Source organism: Mumia sp. (assembly GCF_028803055.1).
Lineage (GTDB): Bacteria > Actinomycetota > Actinomycetes > Propionibacteriales > Nocardioidaceae > Mumia.
In genome coordinates this window covers 1-14,630 of record NZ_JARBCJ010000005.1, presented here as the reverse complement: position 1 = coordinate 14,630, position 14,630 = coordinate 1, and the positions used below count along the sequence as shown (strand labels likewise).

Sequence of the window (14,630 nt, the reverse complement as noted above, 5' to 3'; positions counted from 1 at the left end):
TCCCTGGTCCCTTTGTCACACCCCAGAGTTCTTGTGTCCGGTTTGTCATGATATGTAGGCTTGACCCATTGGAGAACGGCCGAGGTTCTGGCCGTGTGTGCTGAAACCCCGGTCCCCCGACGGGTGGTGGTCGGCGCAGGATGACGACGATCCGCTCCTGACGTCCGGCGCCCGCCGGTCAATCCGTACGCCGTGACCCCCGGAGCGTACGAGCACCTCCGTAAATGCTGAGACCCCTCGGCTGCTCGTGCCTGTCTTCCCTGCTCCTCCGTGGTCGCGGAACCCCCGCCCCGGAACAGGAGAAGTCCATGGCGACCCATGCCCTCGCCCTCACGACTCGCCGCGCGATCACGATCGCCCTGGCAGTCATCACCGTGCTCGGCCTCACAGCCTTCGCGTCGCCCTCGACGGCCTCCGCCGCCATCGACGACTCGGCCCGCAAACAGGCCGTCCGCGGGATCGACGTCTCGGGTCACCAGCACCCCCGTGGCCGTGCGATCAACTTCCGCAAGGTCCGCAAGGCCGGCTACGGCTTCGCGTTCGTCAAGGCCACCGAAGGCCGCGGCTTCGTCAACGAGTACGCGAAGGTGGACGGCCGCGCCAGCGTCCGAGCCGGCCTCGCGACCGGCTTCTACCACTTCGCGCGACCGACGAGCTCCGCGCGTGCACAGGCTCGCCACTTCGTCCGGCAGGTGCGGCGGACCGATGTGAAGGCGCCGATGCTCGTGCTGGACCTCGAGGTCTCCGACGGCCGCTCGCCGGCCCACATCCGAGCGTGGACCAAGACCTGGCTCACCACCGTCGAACGGCTCAGCGGCCAGCGGCCGATCATCTACACCGGTCCCGGGTTCTGGTCGAGCAACGTGGGGGCGCGTCGCACGTTCGCGCGCTACCCCCTGTGGGTCGCCCATTACGGGACCAGGCTGCCGAAGGTGCCGTCCCCGTGGAACAAGTACGCGATCTGGCAGCACTCCAGCACCGGTCGCGTCCCGGGTGTCCCCGGTCGTGCTGACGTGAACATCGCTCCCCGCAAGGTGCTCAACGCGCTGGCTGCCGGGGAGACCCTTCCCGGGCGCGCCACGGCGCCGCCGGTGAGCCGCAGTGCGAAGCGCCCGGCAGCGGGCACGGCCAAGGCTCCCGCGCGTCAGCCCGCCGCCAAGAAGCCGGCTGCCACGAAGCCGGCGGCCAAGCCGCTCCCGGACTTCGTCCGGATGGCGCCGGTGCCGGACTTCCTCTCGCACGTCGGCCCGCACCTCGGGATCACGATCCCCTCGCAGGCCGACTGACGCTCGACCCGACCCTCGGCCCTCGACGGCCCTCTCGCTTCTCGGCGAGAGGGCCGTTGACGTCTTACTCCCGCAGTAATACTCTGAGTCGGGTACTCGATTTCGAGGAGAAGGTGGCCATGGCCGTACGCCGACCGTCCAACGCGCTCGCGCTGGCGGTGCTGTCGCTGCTGTCGGAGCGCCCGATGCATCCGTACGAGATGTCGAGCACACTGCGCCAGCGTCACAAGGAGGAGAGCATCCGTCTCAACTACGGCTCCCTCTACTCCGTCGTCGAGTCGCTGCAGAAGAAGGGCCTGATCTCCGCGCGCGAGACGGTGCGCGAGGGGCGACGCCCTGAGCGGACGGTGTACGAGATCACCCCAGACGGTCAGGTCATGATGACCGACTGGCTGAGCGAGCTCTTGAGCGAGCCGACGGCGCAGTTCACCGACTTCGAAGCGGCGCTGTCGCTCGTCGCGACGCTGCCACCGGAGGACGTCGTGCCGCTCCTCGAGCGCAGGCTCGCCGAGCTCGCCTTCCAGAGACGGGCGTACGAGGCGATCCGCGCGGCGGTCCCCGGCGGCTTCCCGCGGCTGTTCGTCGTCGAGAGCGACTACCAGCAAGCCCTGCGCGACGCCGAGCACGCGTTCGTCTCCGGCCTCCTCGCGGAGATCCGCGAGGGATCCTTCGGCGGGCTGGGCGTGTGGCGGCGCATGCACGAGCTGCGCGACGAGGGCCTCTCGCCCGACGAGACGCAGCAGCGGCTCGTCGAGGAGTTCCCCGAGCTGAGCAACCCGATGCCCGAGACCTGACCCACGACACCCGTACGCCGCACCCGCGGCCGTACGGACACAAGCGCGGTCCCCGACCGACTGGCATCGACCGGGGACCGTGACCATCGAGTCCGACGCTGACGCCGAGCCACGACGGCTGCACCTCAAGGCTACGGCACCAGCGGTGGACTCCTCACCTCAAGGAGCACCACCATGTCCACCACGACCGATCCTCGGTCGGCGATCACGGTCGCCGATCTGACGAAGACCTACCGTGCCCGGGACCGTGAGGTCCGGGCGCTCGACGGTGTCGGCTTCACCGTCGACGCCGGCACCGTCCTCGGACTTCTCGGCCCCAACGGCGCCGGCAAGTCGACCGTCGTCAAGATCCTCACCACCCTCTCCCAGGCCGACTCGGGGACCGCCACCGTGGCGGGCTACGACGTCCGTCGCGACGGACGGCACGTACGACGGGCGATCGGCTACGTGTCTCAGAAGCCCGGCTTCGACCCCCTCGGCACAGGCGTGGAGAACCTCGTCCTGTCCGGACGGATCTACGGCATGTCGCCACGAGCCAGCCGCGGACGCGCTGAGGAGCTGCTCGAGCGGTTCGGGCTCGCCGACGCGGGACGCCGTCTCGCCCGTACCTGGTCCGGTGGCATGCAGCGCAAGCTCGACGTCGCCATGAGCCTCGTGCACCGGCCCCACGTCCTGTTTCTCGACGAGCCCACCACCGGGCTGGATCCCGAGGCACGGGCCGACCTCTGGGCCGAGATCAGCCGTCTCGCCTCCGACGACGGGCTCACCGTCCTGCTCACGACCCACTACCTCGAGGAGGCCGACCACCTCGCCCAGCGGCTGGTGATCGTCGACCACGGTCGTGTGGTCGTCAGCGGGACGCCAGAGGCGTTGAAGCGCGGGCTGTCGGGGGACGCGATCGCGGTGGACCTCGCCGACCGCGACGATGCCGACCGCGCCGTCGGCATCCTCGGGAGACTCGGCGGCGTACGCGAGCTGACCCGCGACGTCGGCACGCTCCGCGCGAGGGTCGATGACGGTGCCGCCGCACTCCCACCGGTGATGGCGGCACTCGACGCCGCCGGTCTCCGGCTCGCCGCCGTCACGGTGTCGAGGCCGTCGCTGGACGACGTCTACCTCCGCTACGCGGGGCGTTCCTTCGCCGCCGCTGCCGAGAGCGCCGCGTCGAGGCCTGACGGGACGGGGCCTGACGGGACGAGCGCGGAGGTGGCGGCATGAGCACGTCGCTCGTGCACACGCGGCTGCTCACCGAGAGATCGCTGCGGACCCTCGCACGCCAGCCTGCGTACCTCGCGTTCACGCTCGTCCAGCCGCTGGTCTGGCTGCTGCTGTTCGGGCAGCTCTTCCGCAACGTCGTGGAGCTTCCCGGCTTCGGGTCCGACAACTACCTGACCTACCTCACTCCGGGAGTCGTCGTCATGACGGCGATGTTCTCCGCAGGCTGGGCAGGGACAGGGTTCATCGTGGCGATGGACCGAGGCGTGATGGACCGTGACCTCACCTCGCCGGTGAGCCGCGCGGCGCTGATGGCGGGTTCGCTGACCTCGCAGTCGGCCACCGTCGTCGTGCAGACGCTGATCGTGATGGTGGTGGGAGTGGTCGCGGGGGCACGGTTCGACGGCGGTCCGCTCGGGTGGATCGTCGTGGTGGCCGCCGCGGTCCTTCTCGGCTGTGTGTTCGCTGCCCTGTCGAACGCCGTCGCGCTGCTCGTCCGCCAGCAAGAGGCGCTGATCGGCATCTCACAGTTCCTCGTCCTGCCGCTGACCTTCCTGTCGTCGGTGATGCTCGCGCCGTCCCTGATGCCTGAGTGGGTCGCCGACGTGTCGCGGTTCAACCCGGTGGACTGGGCGGCAGTCGCGTCACGAGAGGCGCTGTCTGCCGCACCGGACTGGTCGGTCGTCGGAGGTCGGCTCGGCCTCCTGCTCGTGCTCGCCGTCGGGATGGCGTGCCTCGCGACACGGGCCTTCGGGAGCTATCGACGCTCCGTCTGACCGACGATCCTAGGCGCCGAGCTCCGTCCGCCAGCCCTGCAGCACCCGGTGGAGGGAGTCGGCGCCGAGGATCGAGGCGGGCGGGGCGCCGAGGTCGGCCGGTGCCAGCAGCACGGCCCGGTCCTGCCAGCCGCCCAGCCCGCCGTGGCTGCCCACCAGCTCCTCGAAGGCGTGGACGGCCCCGGTCGACACGTCACACGCACTGATCACGTAGAGGTCCGGGGCCACCGCACGATCCGCGGCGGGGAGCAACCGCTCGCACGCACCGGCGCCGTACGCTGCCAGCGGGTCGCACCCGCCGACCACGGCACCGGTGCGGAGCACGTGGAGGCCGTCGGGCCCGATCGCCACCGGGCCGTCGGCAGCAGTCATCGCGACCACGCACCCGATGGTCGGGCGGGCGACGAGCCCTGGCACCAGCCCCGGCCACCGCTCGTCGATCTCGTGCAGGAGAAGACGGCGCTCGGTACGGGCCTGGATCAGCCCGAGGTTGCCCGAGGCGAGCACCAGGAGGTCGCTGTCGGCGGCCGCGGCCGGTGCATTGTCGCCGTCGGCCACGGTACGGCCGGGCGGGACGCCGCCCGGGGTCGCGCCACCGTCCGCAACTACCGACGTCCGCTCGTCGAGCCGGGCGGCGGCACGCCGCGCCGCGCCCGAGCCGGCGCCAGTCTCGGCCATGTCCTCGGCGAGAGCACGCAGCCGGGCGTAGTCCTCGCCGGTCGTCTGCACCGCCTGCACCGAGCCCGACGTGAGCTCGGCGACGGTGTCTGCGAGCGTCACGCCGTCGGCCTGGAGAAACGTGTCGCCCTGGGACTGCCCGTGGTCGCTGACGACCACGATCCGATACCGGCGCGACGCCGTCTCGGCCACCGTCTCGAGCGTGGCGAGGACCGTGTCGAGCGTCGCGAGGACGGCGAGCGACTCCTGGCGGAACAGGCCGGCATGGTGAGCCACCTCGTCGTAGTCGACGTAGTCGACGTAGACGATCGGCGTCCCCCGCAGCATCTCCTGGGCTACCACGGCGGTGGAGAGGTCGCGGATGACGCCGTTGGTGACCGCCCGCAGCAGCGCGAACGCCCAGTCCCTCGTGATCCGCGGTCGCAGGTCGCGCCGGACCTGGCGCCTCGCCTGGGTGCGCTCGCGCACGATCTCGCCGACGGCGCGAAAGAGGCTGCGCGCGAACCCGTCGGGCCGTAGGAGGAACCACGCCACCGCCTCCCGGGTGATCGTCGTGCCGCGTGCGACGCGCAGGCGCGACAGCACCATCGCCGAGCGGTCGGCGCCGCCGCTGAACAGGTTGGACACCGAGACGCCACCGTCGGCCAGCAGCCCTGGTCCGGGCGCGCGGGCCTCGATGATCGCGGCGTCCGCCGGATGGTTCGCGGTGAGGACCCGCCCCAGCTCGCGGTCGTACCACCGGAAGGCCGGCACCGGCTCCACCGTCCCGTGCAGGATCCCGAGCTGGCTGGCCGGGGTCGTCGCCGGGACGGTCGGCCGCCACTCGTGGAGCGTGTGCGAGCCGTCGCGCAGCCAACGGTCGACGGTCGGGGCGTTGCCGGCGGCGAGCGCCCACGTGAGGACCGGGTAGGGCAGACCGTCGAGCTGGACCACCAGAAGGCCGTCGGGGAGAGGGCCGTCCGTACGCGGCCGGGACCGTCGACCGCGGCGCGCCAGTGAGACGGCGAACCCCTCGTCGGTTCCTGCCGTCCCCAGCCAGGCCAGCACCGAGCCGACCAACGCGGCCAGCCACGCACTGATGACAGGGGCCCACCACGACTCCACCTCGACACCCGGGACGACCGCGAGGGCGACGGCGACCACGAGTGCCTGGCCCACGACGGCGAGCGCGATCACGGCGAGCCATCCCACCCGTGCCGCGACGGCGACGAGCAGCGGGTGCAGCACGAAGCCGATGAGACCGATCACCGCCGACGCGACGATGGGCGTCCACCAGGCGGTGAACCGGAGGTCGTCGAGCAGGACGTCGACGACCACCAGGGTGACGGTGCCCGCCACCCAGGCGACGAGGAGCCGCGCCACGTCTCCTCTGCGAACGCGGAGGATCCTCGTCGGCGCGGCCACGTCAGATCCCCAGCGCCGCCGACAGGTCGCCACGGATCGCGTCGAGGCGGGCGGCCGCGGCGATACGTGCGGCGCCGGGCCCGTCAGGTGTGGGGACCACTACCTCGAGATAGCACTTCAGCTTGGGCTCGGTCCCCGACGGACGCACCACCACGCGCGCTCCCTCCGCGAGCACGAACCTCAACCCGACGGTCGGTGGAAGCGTGCGTGATCCGCGCTCCAGGTCGTCGACGCGCTCGACGTCGAAGCCGCCGAGCCTCGGCGGCGGCGCCTCGCGCAGGCGCGTCATGGCCGCGCCGATCAGGCTGAGGTCGTCCACGCGGACCGACAGCTGCGCGGTGGCGTGCAGGCCGAAGCGCTCGGCGATCTCGTCCAGACGGTCCACGAGGCTGCGTCCCTCGGCCCGGAGCTCGGCCGCCAGCTCGAGGATGCGGACCATCGCACTGATGCCGTCCTTGTCGCGGGCGATCTCAGGCGCCACCGCGTAGCCGAGCGCCTCCTCGTACCCGTAGGCCAGACCCGGCACGCGTCCGATCCACTTGAATCCGGTCAGGGTCTCGGCGTACGGCTGGTCGTACGCCGCCGCGAGTCGGCCGAGCAGGGACGAGGACACGATGGTGGTGGCGTACGTCCCCTCGACGCCGCGGCGCAGGAGGAAGTCGGCGAGGAGCACACCGACCTCGTCGCCGGTGAGCGCGTGCCATCCGTTCGCGGTCGGGACGGCGACGGCGCACCTGTCCGCGTCGGGATCGTTGGCGACGGCGAGGTCGGCGCCGGTCCGCTCGGCCAGGGCGAGCAGGAGGTCGGTGGCGCCCGGCTCCTCGGGGTTCGGGAAGGCCACCGTCGGGAAGTCTGGATCGGGGTCGGCCTGCTCGGCCACCACGTGGAGCGGAGCGAAACCGGCCGCCTCGACCGCACGCTCGGCGGTCACGCGGCCGACACCGTGCATCGGCGTGTAGGCGACGGTGAGCTCACGAGCCCCGGGGGCGGCAAGGGCTGCCACCGCCGCGACGTACGCGTCCTCGACCTCGCTCCCGAGCACCGCGTACGAGGTGTCTCGGGGGAGGGCGTCGACAGGGCCGACCGCCGCGATCGCCGCCGCGATGTCACGGTCGGCCGGGGCGACGATCTGGCTGCCGTCGCCGAGATAGACCTTGTAGCCGTTGTCCTGCGGAGGGTTGTGGGACGCGGTCACCATCACGCCGGCGTCGGCGCCGAGGTGCTGGATCGCGAAGGCCAGCACGGGTGTCGGCAGCGCCTCGGGCAGGAGGAGAGCACGGATGCCCATCGCCTGGGCGATCTCGCAGGTGTCGCGCGCGAACACGGCCGAGTTGTGCCGCCCGTCGAAGCCGACGACCAGCGCGGGGGACCCGCTCTCGGCCCGCGACAGGACGTACGCCGCCAACCCGGCGGCGGCCTGGGCGACGACCACGCGGTTCATCCGGGTCGGGCCGGCGCCGAGCGGCCCGCGCAGGCCGGCGGTGCCGAACTCGAGACGGCCGCCGAACCGTACGGCGAGCCCCGCCTCGTCACCCGCAGCGAGCAGGTCCTCCAGCTCGGCGCGCGTGTCCGGGTCAGGGTCCTGGTCGATCCAGGCGCGCACCTCGTCCTCGAGGGGGGTCGTCATCAGATCGCCTTCCCGAGCGGCATCACGGCGAAGGGTCCGCCTGCGTACGCGCCCTCGCCCTCGTCCTCGCTGCGCGCGCCGATCTGGTCGGCGTACGCCTCTGCGTCGTCGCGCGGCTCGTAGCCGAGACGTCGCCCGGCCTCCAGGTCCCACCAGGCGCGGGAGTTCGCGGAGATGCCGTAGACGGCGGCGAACCCCTCCACCGGGGCAGTGAGCGCGGCGTCGACGAGGCGGACCGCGTCGCCGTACGACAACCAGGTCGACAGCTCGCGCACGGTCGTCGGCTCGGGCAGGAACGAGCCGATGCGCAGCGCGACGGCGGCGATGCCGAAGCGGTCGGCGTACAGGCTGAGCAGGCCCTCGGCCGCGACCTTGGCGACACCGTAGAACGTGTCGGGCCGTGGGCGTGCGTCCGCGGCGAGCAGGTCCGTGCGCGGAGAGAGCCCGACCGCGTGGTTGCTGCTGGCGAAGACCATCCGCGGCACGCCCGCCTCGACCATCGCGTCGAGGAGCGCCGCGGTCGTGTGGGCGTGCGAGGCGAGCGACTCCGGCAGCGTCGCCTCGTCCGGGTGGCCCGCCAGGTGCACGACGGCGTCGACGTCCGACACGACACTCGCCGCGATCACCGGGTCCGTCACGTCACCGACCACGGCGCCCAGGGGCAGGAGCCCGGTCAGCTCCGTGTCGGCCTCGGCCCTGTCGACCCCGCGCAGGGCGTGCCCCTGCGAGGAGAGGCCGGAGACGACCGTCCGGCCGATCGCGCCGGACGAGCCGGTGACGAGGACGCGCATCAGATGCGGTCCACCACGCTGGCGAGAAGGTGCCCCATCGTCTCGGCCGACGCAGCCCCGGCGGCGAGGACCTCGTCGTGGTCGAGCGGCTCCGCGGAGACACCCGCAGCGAGGTTGGTCACGAGCGAGATGCCGAGCACCTCCAGATTGGCGGCACGGGCCGCGATCGCCTCGAGCGCCGTGGACATGCCGACGAGGTCGCCTCCGATGGCGCGCACCATGCCGATCTCGGCCGGCGTCTCGTAGTGCGGCCCGGGCACCTGGACGTAGACACCCTGGGCGAGCGTCGGGTCGACGTCGAGGCAGAGGGCGCGGAGCCGGGACGCGTAGAGGTCGGTCAGGTCGACGAAGTTCGCGCCGTGCAGCGGCGACGTCGCCGTCAGGTTGATGTGGTCGCTGATCAGGACGGGGGTGCCGGGCACCCACTCCTCGCGGAGCCCGCCGCACGCGTTGGTGAGGACCACCGCGCGGCAGCCCGCCGCCGCTGCGGTACGGACGCCGTGGGCGACCGCGTCGACGCCGTGGCCCTCGTAGAGGTGGGTGCGACCGAGGAAGACCAGCACCCGGGCGTCACCGACGCGGACCGAGCGGATCGTCCCGCCGTGCCCTGCGACCGAGGGCGCACGGAAGCCGGGAAGGTCGGTGGCGGGGATCTCGTGCTCGGGCTCACCGAGGATGTCGGCAGCGGGACGCCAGCCCGACCCCATCACGAGCGCGACGTCGTGGTCGCCTCCGGTGCGCTGGCGCAGCACCTCTGCGGCGGCGGTCGCCATCTCTTCGGGGGAACGGGGCTGGGGGCTCTCGGCTGCGACACTCACCTCGGTACATTAACCCAGCCTCACCGACACCCCGGTAGGTTGTCGGGGTGCCGAAGATCATCGGGGAGAGCCTGGCCGAGCACCGCGTCGAGACCCGACGTCGGGTGCTCAGCGCGTTCGGCGACCTCCTGACCGAGCGCGGCTACGATGCCGTGCGGCTCGCCGACGTGGCCACCCGCGCCGAGATCGGGCGTACGGCGATCTACAACCATTTCGCCGACAAGGAAGCCGTCCTCCTCGCCTTCGCGATGGAGGAGACCGAACGCTACGTCGGGGCGATCCGTTCCGCGCTCGAGGACGTCGCCGATCCGGTCGGACGTCTGCGCACCTACGTCCGCATGCACGTGGCGCTCTCGCGGGAGATGCACATGGGTCTCGGACCGCAGCTGTACTCGGTCCTCTCGCGCGATGCGCTGCTCCACATGCGCGAGCACGTGATCGTCGTCGAGGACCTGCTCCGTGACGTGCTCGAGGACGGGATGGCGCAGGGAGCGTTCGTCGTCGACGACCTCCGAGCGACGACCGGGCTCGTCCTGGCCTGCCTGCAGAGCCGACAGGTCACGCACCCCGAGGCGTCCGAGCGTGACGCCGCGGTGGCGGTCACGGAGCGGTTCGTGCTCCGCGCCGTCGGTGTGGCCGCCTGACACCGCCCCGCCCCCCGCTGGCAAGAGGACCCGACGTCCCACCCGCTGCGGGGAGGAACGCCGGGTCCTGATGCCGGATGGCCGTCGTCAGCGCGCGACCTTCACCTTCACGGTCTTCTTCGAGCCCGAGTGGGTGCTGGTCGCGGCGAACGTCGCGGTGACCTTGTAGGTGCCCTTCTTCTTGAGCTTGGGCAGTGTCACGACGACCTTGCCGTTGCGCACTGTCGCGCGAACGGTCTTCTTGATGCCCTTGCCCTTGATGACGAGAGTCACCCGGCCCTTCGCCTTCGGCGTGCCCGAGACGGTGACCCTGGCCTTGCCGGCCTTCTTGCGGGTCGGCTTCTTCGTCACCTTCAGAGCGGTCCTGGTGGCGACCTTGGCGATCGACAGCGTACGGACGGCCGACGAGGACGACCTCACGACCGGAACGTTGCCCGACACGAAGCGGGCCGACAGGCGGTGAGCGCCGACCGTGAGGTTCTTCGGGAGTGTGAACGACACTCTGCCCGCGCCGACGGGACGGGTGCCCAGGACCCTGGTGCCGTCGAGCAGCTGGATCGAGCCCGTCAGAGCCCTGGACGCCCTCACGGTCACCGTCGCCGTGCCGGTACGGCCGTACGTGAGCTTCGTCGGGGCGGACAGCGTCGTCGTGGACGCGACCGCGGGCGCGAAGGTGATCGGGGTGAACGTCTCGTACAGCGCCTGCTGCGGACCGCCACCGGCGTACGTGTAGATGCCGAGGTTCGCGAGCTTGTCCTTGGACGCGTCGATCGCGGCCTTGGAGATCGAGAACGAGGTCGTGAAGGTCCCGTCGGGCTTCAGCTCGATCGCCCCGGCGGCCGGCCCGCCGATGGTGGCCATGTCCTCGGCGAGGACGGCCCACCTCTGCGTGATCGACTTGCGTGTGCTCGACGGCGCGCCCGCGCTCGGCCTCCACACGTCGGCGACGGTGCCGAGGACGACGTAGGCGCCGGTGGGCTTGCCTGCGAGCGGCGGGCGGGTGCCCGTGGCGAGCGACGGGTCGAAGCCGCTGCCCTTGACCGTGACCTGGTGGGTGCCGGTGTCCGGGATCGTGGTGCTGCTCACCGTCACCTTGGCCGGGCCGGGGAACGACACGGTGAGGGGGAGAGGAGTCTTGTTCTTGTCGACCGAACCGCCGGTGGAGTACCAGTACGCGGCCTGGCCCGTCGGCTCGACGAACGTCACGAACGACGAGGGCCACGATCCCCAGCCCGTGGTCGTACGGCTCTGCGGCACGGCGGTGCTCTCGTACTCCACGCCGGCGAAGTCAGGGGTGACCGTGATGCCGGCGGGCGTCACGTCGACTCCGGAGAACGTGGCGAGGGTGACCCTGGCGCTCTCGAGGTCGGTCCACACGGAGGTGTCGTCCTGCTTGGTCCCGTAGCCGTCCAGCGTCGCGGTGACCGTGCCGACGCCGTCGTCGACGCTCAGCGTGGGGTCGGAGACGTAGAAGAACGTCATGCCGGAGTAGCCCAGGACGGTGAAGTCGCCGCTCCAGGTGATCGTGGCGTCGTCCGCCGCGACATCGGCAGAGCCGGTGCCGCCCTTGATCGCCACGCGGTGGTCGCTGAAGGTGCTGCTGGTCGGGGGCGAGATCGACGCGCCGCTCGGGCTGGTCTTGAGGCCCGCCCACGTCGCGGTCGCGTATCCGCCGGCGACGGTCTTCTTCTGGATCTCGACGTTGCCGGCCCTGGCGCTCCAGCCGGCGGCCGCGCCGTTGCTCCACGAGGTCGCCGACGTCAGCGTCTGACCTCCCACACCCGGGTTGGCGATCTTGCCGGCCGAGAGCATGTTGGCGGTGCCCGGCGCGAATCCGGCGTTGTTGGCCTCGTTGGAGAGGCCCCAGGCGAACACAGCGCCGGCGACCGGCGTGGTGGCCGCCTGGGCGGGCGCGGCCATGGCGGCCAGCGAGCCCGCCGCGAGTGCCGTGGCGGCGGTGGCGGCGACGAGACGCCGCAACCGCCGGGGGAGGGACGTGGACATGGTGTTGCTTCCCTTCGTGTGGGTGAGGAGGTTCAGCTCAGGGGGTACGCGCGGTGAGGACTCGCGCGCCTGCGGTGACGGCCAGCGCCGCGACGACCAGACCCCCGCCGAGCCACCAGGGCCAGGCCGGGGACGAGCCGCCGAGCGGTTGGGCGACGGGACGGATGCCTTCGGTGGTGCCGACGGGGACGGTGGCGCCGTGGACGGTGCCGGGTGTCGTGGCCGCAGCGGGGACCCCGCCGATCGGGACGGGACCGGCAGCGCGCCCGCCTGCGCCCGGCCCGCTCGCGGACGTGCTCGTCGTGCCTGTCGTACCCGTCGCCTGCGGGCCGCCGCCGCCCGACCCGCTCGTGGGGGCCGCCGCGGGACGGTCGGCGTCATAGCTCACGGTGATCGGCAGGGCGGCCTTGAACCGGTCCGTCGCGGCGCCGCTGGTGTACCAGTACGCTGCGGTGCCGACCCGCTCCTGGAACCGGACGAACGACGTGGGGAAGGCGCCCCACCCCGGCGTGCTCCGGTTCTGGGCGGCCGCACCGGCCGGAGGGTCGTACCGGACACCGGCGAAGCGCGGCGTCGTGCTGAACCCGCGCGCGTTCGAGAGGCTCGGGACGCGTGCGTCGGCGAGGCGCACCCTTTTCGGTGCGAGGGGCTCCCAGAGCGAGGCGTCCTCGCGGTCCGAGGCGTAGCCGCCGAGGGTGCCGTCGAGCCGCGCGGTGCCCGCGGTCACGGTGAGGACAGGGTCGGTGACGGTGAAGGTCGACAGCCCGCTGTAGAGCACCACCGTGAACGTGCCCGTCCAGCGGATCGTCGCGGTCTTCGTCGCGGGGTCGACCGTTCCCGTCCCGCCGTCGATGACGACGGTGTGGTTGCTGAGCAACCCGTTGGTCGCCGACCCGAGCGGGCGGCCGTCGGGGGTGGTGCCGAGGCCGGCCCACGTCGCGAGCCGGTGTCCTCCGCCGGCAGTCTGCTTCTCGATCCGGACGTTGCCGCGGCGGGCCGCCCAGTCGCCGGCGGCGACCGACGTGCCCCCGCGTCCTGGGTTGCGGATCGTGCCTGCGGAGAAGAAGTTGCGTGTGCCCGGGGCGAACGCCGAGTTGCTCATCTCGTCGCTGAGGCCCCACCGCAGCTGGGCGTCGGAGACCGTGAACGCCTTCGTGGCCGTGCCGCCGGGCCGTGGGGAGGGGGGCGGGGTGGTCGTCGGCGCGCCGCCCGGTGAGGGCGCGGGCGTGGCGGGCTCCGGGTCGACCGGGACCCCGGGGTCGTCCGGGTCGGAGGCGAGGGGATCGCCCAGCGACCACGCGAAGGTCACGGGCAGCGGGGGCTTGTTCGCGTCGATCGCACCGCCGGAGGTGTACCAGTACGAGGAGGTGCCGGTCTCGGCGAGCCACGCCACGAAGGAGGCGGGCCACGATCCCCAGCCGGGCACCGTGGTCAGCTGGTCGGAGGCACCGTTCTTCACACCCGCGTACGCCGGCGTGACGGTGACACCGCCCTCACCGATCTCGACCTCGGGGAACGTCGCGAGCGTGACCTTCTTCGGGGCCACGGTCTTCCAGACCGACTGGTCGTCGAGCGAGGAACCATAGCCGCTGAGCGTCGCGGTGAGCGTGCCGGAACCGTCCCGGCCGACGTTCAGCTGGGGGTCTGCGACATAGAAGAAGAGCATCCCGGAATAGAAGACGACCGAGAACGATCCCTTCCAGGACAGCGACGCCCGACCCGTCTGCGGGTCGGCCCAGCCGGCGCCGCCGGAGAGCACCACCTGGTGGTCGCTGAAGCTCCGGCTCGTGGGCGGGTTGATCGACCCGCCGGTGGGCGACGTCGTCAGTCCGCTCCAGGTCGCCGGTGCGTATGAGCCGCCGGCGGTCTGCTTCTCGATCGACACCGCGCCTGCCGAGGCCTTCCAGCCCGCAGCCCTGCCGTTGGTCCACTCTGCAGCGTTCTTGAGCGTCTGGCCGCCCGCTCCCGGGTTGCCGATCTTGCCGGCGGACAGGAAGTTGTACGTCCCCGGCGCGTACGCGGAGTTGTGGACCTCGTTCGACAGGCCCCAGCGCAGCGTGGCGCCGCTGACGGCGCGGGCCGTGGTCTCGCTCTCCCCCTCGGCATCGGCGGCGGCAGGGGCGAACGGCACCGTGAGCGCGACGAGCGCGACGGAGGCGAGCAGGGCGAGTCGGCGCATCATCGGGTCACCGTCGTGGGAGTCGGCGTGGTCGTCGTGGGGGGAGCCTGCGCGCTCGGGGTCTCGGGAGCACGTCGCGCGCGGCGCACCCGCAGCACGGCGGCGACGACCGCGACGAGCAGGAGGACGGCAGCCGCGGCGAGGAAGATCCACGCCGCTGCGGTCGGGTCCTCGTCCGCGACCGGCGCCGTGGCGTCGACGACCGGGGTGCCGGCGGCGACCGGGAAGGCGATCTCCGGCGCGGCGCCGCTGGCAGCACCGGTCAGCCGCAGGACGTGCGTGCCCGGCTGGATCGAGACGGGGAGCTGGAGGACCCCGGCGACCTCGCCGGACTGCCCGGCCGCGAGCGGACCGACCGCGGCGACACCGTCGTCGAGGGTCGCGACGACCTGCTCGCCTGGCTGGAAGGACGTG

Annotated in this window: 11 protein-coding genes and 1 pseudogene; 5 read left to right on the top strand and 7 right to left on the bottom strand. The window is 72.1% G+C overall.

Annotated features, from left to right (window positions below):
• The first annotated feature begins 308 nt into the window (after positions 1-308).
• The 4 genes from PV363_RS01130 to PV363_RS01115 all read left to right on the top strand — a co-directional run bounded on the left by PV363_RS01130 (position 309) and on the right by PV363_RS01115 (position 4,071).
• The gene (locus tag PV363_RS01130; protein WP_301021511.1) at positions 309-1,286 is read left to right on the top strand and encodes a GH25 family lysozyme; all 978 of its coding nucleotides are present in this window, start codon (positions 309-311) and stop codon (positions 1,284-1,286) included.
• Positions 1,287-1,405: 119 nt separating this feature from the next.
• Positions 1,406-2,080, top strand: coding sequence for a PadR family transcriptional regulator (locus PV363_RS01125; protein WP_220341929.1), 675 nt, complete (start codon positions 1,406-1,408; stop codon positions 2,078-2,080).
• Positions 2,081-2,254: 174 nt separating this feature from the next.
• Complete coding sequence (locus PV363_RS01120) at positions 2,255-3,298, top strand: ATP-binding cassette domain-containing protein (protein ID WP_220345264.1); 1,044 nt, start codon at positions 2,255-2,257, stop codon at positions 3,296-3,298.
• Positions 3,295-4,071, top strand: coding sequence for an ABC transporter permease (locus PV363_RS01115; protein WP_220364995.1), 777 nt, complete (start codon positions 3,295-3,297; stop codon positions 4,069-4,071). Before PV363_RS01120 ends, PV363_RS01115 begins: the two co-directional genes overlap by 4 nt.
• Positions 4,072-4,080: 9 nt before the next feature.
• Here the strand turns inward: PV363_RS01115 and PV363_RS01110 are convergent, their stop codons facing one another.
• From PV363_RS01110 to PV363_RS01095, 4 genes are read right to left on the bottom strand one after another with little or no spacing between them, the layout of a single operon-like run.
• Positions 4,081-6,111 (bottom strand): alkaline phosphatase family protein, encoded by a 2,031-nt coding sequence (locus PV363_RS01110; RefSeq protein WP_301021510.1) that lies wholly within the window; start codon positions 6,109-6,111, stop codon positions 4,081-4,083.
• Positions 6,112-6,154: 43 nt separating this feature from the next.
• Positions 6,155-7,780, bottom strand: a complete 1,626-nt coding sequence (locus PV363_RS01105) for a phospho-sugar mutase (protein WP_220345262.1) — start codon at positions 7,778-7,780, stop codon at positions 6,155-6,157.
• On the bottom strand, positions 7,780-8,571 hold the full coding sequence (locus PV363_RS01100) for an NAD(P)-dependent oxidoreductase (RefSeq protein WP_220341924.1): 792 nt from the start codon (positions 8,569-8,571) through the stop codon (positions 7,780-7,782). The genes PV363_RS01105 and PV363_RS01100 overlap by 1 nt, the downstream gene beginning before the upstream one ends.
• Entirely contained in the window at positions 8,571-9,344 is a 774-nt protein-coding gene (locus PV363_RS01095; protein WP_220342525.1) for a purine-nucleoside phosphorylase, read from the bottom strand. The genes PV363_RS01100 and PV363_RS01095 overlap by 1 nt, the downstream gene beginning before the upstream one ends.
• 92 nt (positions 9,345-9,436) lie before the next feature.
• Between PV363_RS01095 and PV363_RS01090 the strand changes: the two genes are divergently transcribed.
• Positions 9,437-10,033, top strand: coding sequence for a TetR/AcrR family transcriptional regulator (locus tag PV363_RS01090; protein WP_220341923.1), 597 nt, complete (start codon positions 9,437-9,439; stop codon positions 10,031-10,033).
• An 87-nt stretch (positions 10,034-10,120) separates the two neighbouring features.
• Here the strand turns inward: PV363_RS01090 and PV363_RS01085 are convergent, their stop codons facing one another.
• The 3 genes and pseudogenes from PV363_RS01085 to PV363_RS01075 all read right to left on the bottom strand — a co-directional run.
• Complete coding sequence (locus tag PV363_RS01085) at positions 10,121-12,037, bottom strand: Ig-like domain repeat protein (protein ID WP_301021509.1); 1,917 nt, start codon at positions 12,035-12,037, stop codon at positions 10,121-10,123.
• A gap of 37 nt (positions 12,038-12,074) precedes the next feature.
• Positions 12,075-14,219: a hypothetical protein gene (locus PV363_RS01080; protein ID WP_301021508.1), complete on the bottom strand. Its 2,145-nt coding sequence runs from the start codon at positions 14,217-14,219 to the stop codon at positions 12,075-12,077.
• A pseudogene (locus PV363_RS01075) lies at positions 14,216-14,630 on the bottom strand (hypothetical protein); the annotation flags it as partial. The gene PV363_RS01080 and the pseudogene PV363_RS01075, both read right to left, overlap by 4 nt.

Excerpts from the sequence above, each read along its gene's own strand:
- PV363_RS01100 (WP_220341924.1), bottom strand. The coding sequence starts at position 8,571 with ATGCGCGTCCTCGTCACCGGCTCGTCCGGCGCGATCGGCCGGACGGTC.
- PV363_RS01095 (WP_220342525.1), bottom strand. The coding sequence starts at position 9,344 with ATGGCGACCGCCGCCGCAGAGGTGCTGCGCCAGCGCACCGGAGGCGAC.
- PV363_RS01105 (WP_220345262.1), bottom strand. The coding sequence starts at position 7,780 with ATGACGACCCCCCTCGAGGACGAGGTGCGCGCCTGGATCGACCAGGAC.
- PV363_RS01080 (WP_301021508.1), bottom strand. The coding sequence starts at position 14,219 with ATGATGCGCCGACTCGCCCTGCTCGCCTCCGTCGCGCTCGTCGCGCTC.
- PV363_RS01115 (WP_220364995.1), top strand. The coding sequence starts at position 3,295 with ATGAGCACGTCGCTCGTGCACACGCGGCTGCTCACCGAGAGATCGCTG.
- PV363_RS01120 (WP_220345264.1), top strand. The coding sequence starts at position 2,255 with ATGTCCACCACGACCGATCCTCGGTCGGCGATCACGGTCGCCGATCTG.
- PV363_RS01125 (WP_220341929.1), top strand. The coding sequence starts at position 1,406 with ATGGCCGTACGCCGACCGTCCAACGCGCTCGCGCTGGCGGTGCTGTCG.
- PV363_RS01085 (WP_301021509.1), bottom strand. The coding sequence starts at position 12,037 with ATGTCCACGTCCCTCCCCCGGCGGTTGCGGCGTCTCGTCGCCGCCACC.
- PV363_RS01130 (WP_301021511.1), top strand. The coding sequence starts at position 309 with ATGGCGACCCATGCCCTCGCCCTCACGACTCGCCGCGCGATCACGATC.